At 72.4% G+C, this 2601-nt stretch carries 2 protein-coding genes and 1 pseudogene; 2 read left to right on the top strand and 1 reads right to left on the bottom strand.

Annotation, left to right across the window (positions count from 1 at the left end; all coding sequences use genetic code 11):
- Positions 1-58: 58 nt before the first annotated feature.
- Positions 59-733 (bottom strand): Crp/Fnr family transcriptional regulator, encoded by a 675-nt coding sequence (locus ACFVIM_RS21745; protein WP_003956804.1) that lies wholly within the window; start codon positions 731-733, stop codon positions 59-61.
- Positions 734-1057: 324 nt separating this feature from the next.
- Here ACFVIM_RS21745 and nth point away from each other — a divergent pair, with 324 nt between their 5' ends.
- Positions 1058-2374 (top strand): endonuclease III, encoded by a 1317-nt coding sequence (gene nth / locus ACFVIM_RS21740; protein WP_384303639.1) that lies wholly within the window; start codon positions 1058-1060, stop codon positions 2372-2374.
- Positions 2375-2420: 46 nt separating this feature from the next.
- Positions 2421-2601, top strand: a pseudogene (locus tag ACFVIM_RS21735) (coenzyme A pyrophosphatase); the annotation flags it as partial.

Here is a 2601-nt window from a genome sequence, read left to right as displayed (position 1 = left end):
ACACCGGGGTGTGCGGCCCCTCAGGGCACATCGAACGCGGTCAGGGGAGCCCGACGCGTCAGCGGGAACGCTTGGCCAGTCGCTCCACGTCCAGCAGGATCACGGCCCGCGCCTCCAGGCGCAGCCAGCCGCGCTGCGCGAAGTCGGCCAGCGCCTTGTTGACCGTCTCGCGGGAGGCGCCGACGAGCTGCGCCAGCTCCTCCTGGGTCAGGTCGTGGACGACGTGGATGCCCTCCTCCGACTGCACACCGAAGCGGCGCGACAGATCCAGGAGCGCCCGCGCCACACGGCCCGGGACATCGGAGAAGACCAGGTCGGACATCTGGTCGTTGGTCTTGCGCAGCCGACGGGCGACGGCACGCAGCAGCGCCGTGGCCACCTCGGGCCGGGCATTCAGCCAGGGCTGGAGGTCGCCGTGGCCCAGGCCGAGCAGCTTCACCTCGGTCAGTGCCGTGGCGGTCGCGGTGCGCGGGCCCGGGTCGAAGAGGGACAGCTCGCCGATGAGCTCGCCGGGGCCGAGGACGGCCAGCATGTTCTCGCGGCCGTCGGGGGAGGTGCGGTGCAGCTTGACCTTGCCCTCGGTGACCACATAGAGGCGGTCGCCGGGGTCGCCTTCGTGGAAGAGGGCGTCGCCGCGGGCGAGCGTCACCTCGCTCATCGAGCCGCGGAGCTCCGCTGCCTGCTCATCGTCGAGCGCCGCGAAGAGCGGGGCGCGCCGCAGAACGTCGTCCACGAGTTCTCTCCTTGTCGACCTGCTCAGGGACCGTGGCCCCCCATGATGCCGGACCGCGCCGCGCCGGACCGGCATCGGGGAGGGACCGCCGTGTGGGACTGCCTGGCGCGGTGAGCCCCTGGCAAGTAAATATTCGTGCGATCAATCACAACAAGTCTGACGCACGGGAGCGTCTGTTCGTGCGCCAGGGGCCCGATTGGGTCCTGATTACCGGTGACCGGGGCGGATGTCAGTGCGGGACCGTAGGCTGGCCGGGTGTCCAATTCGCCGGTGAGAGCGCAGGCCAAGGGGGCTGAACGAGTGTCCGGGGAGCAGAATTCCGCTGTGGGCGAACAGCAGTCGCCCAATGCTCCAAAAGCCGCCAAAAAGAATAAATCGGAACGAGAGGGTGCGCGCTCCGGAGCCGTCGGCGCGCGTTCCGGATCGGGTTCCCTCCGGCGTTCCGGACCCTCCGCCACCAGCGCGTCACGTTCCGGTTCCGCCCAGTCCGGGCGGGGTGCGGACGCCTCGGGCCCGGCTGCTTCCGCCGCGCTCCCCGGCCCGTCCGGTTCCGGTGACAGCCCGTCCGCTTCCGGTAGCCGGGGCCCGGCGCGGCCGTCCCGTACATCCCGTACGTCTCGCAGCGCCTCCGATGTCTCCACCGCCGCGACCGGCGCCCCCGCCTCCGGCGAAGCCGAGGCCCGTCGCGGTCCCGGCCCCCGTGCCGCCCGTTCGGCGGCGTCGGCGTCGAACACGCCCGGCCGGGCCGGAGGAGCCGGGCGGCCGCAGAAGCCGGAGACCCGGCTCGCCATGGTCCGGCGCGCCCGCCGGATCAACCGTGAACTGGCCGAGGTCTATCCCTACGCCCACCCCGAGCTGGACTTCCGCAACCCCTTCGAACTGCTCGTCGCCACGGTCCTCTCCGCCCAGACGACCGATCTGCGGGTGAACCAGACCACCCCGGCCCTCTTCGCCGCGTACCCCACCCCCGAGGACATGGCCGCCGCCTCCCCGGAGGAGCTGGAGGCGATCATCCGGCCCACTGGCTTCTTCCGGGCCAAGGCCAAATCCCTGCTGGGCCTCTCCACGGCCCTGCGGGACCGTTTCGGCAGTGAGGTCCCCGGCCGTCTCCAGGACCTCGTCTCGCTGCCCGGGGTGGGCCGCAAAACCGCCTTCGTGGTCCTGGGGAACGCGTTCGGGGTGCCGGGCATCACCGTCGACACCCACTTCGGACGGCTGGTGCGGCGCTGGAAGTGGACCGAGCAGGAGGACCCGGAGAAGGTGGAGGCGGAGATCGCCGCGATCTTCCCGAAATCCGAGTGGACCATGCTCTCCCACCGGGTGATCTTCCACGGCCGCCGCATCTGCCACTCCCGCAAGCCCGCCTGCGGCGCCTGCCCCATCGCGCATCTGTGTCCGTCGTACGGAGAGGGTGAGACGGACCCGGAGAAGGCCAGAAAGCTGCTGAAGTACGAGATGGGCGGTGCCCCGGGCCAGCGGCTCAACCCGCCCGCGGACTATCCGGGGAGACCGGCGCCCCCACTGGGCGCGTCCCCGGCGGCGGCCTCCGACGGACCGGGCGTCCCCGGCGGCCCGGAGAACCCGGCGGGGACCGGTCGCGGCCCGGACGGGGAACCGTCCCCCACCCGGGACGCCGGGTGACGGAACGATCTGTGGGCCCCGGAGCGTTGTGAGCGAGGGGGTGCCCATGCACACAGGAGAAGAGACCCAGGCCGCCGGGACGGACCGCGCGCACGGGGTGACGGTCACCGCCGAGGGCCTGCCGCCCCGGCTCCGGTCCATGGCGCGCGCCCTGGAGACCGTCGCCCCCGAGCAACTCTCCGTCTTTCTCCCGCCCGCGACCGGCCGGGTCCGGCAGTCCGCCGTCC

Source organism: Streptomyces sp. NPDC057638 (assembly GCF_042800315.1).
GTDB lineage: Bacteria > Actinomycetota > Actinomycetes > Streptomycetales > Streptomycetaceae > Streptomyces.
The sequence above is the reverse complement of the archived record's forward strand: the minus strand, read 5'-3'. Positions and strand labels throughout refer to the sequence as shown.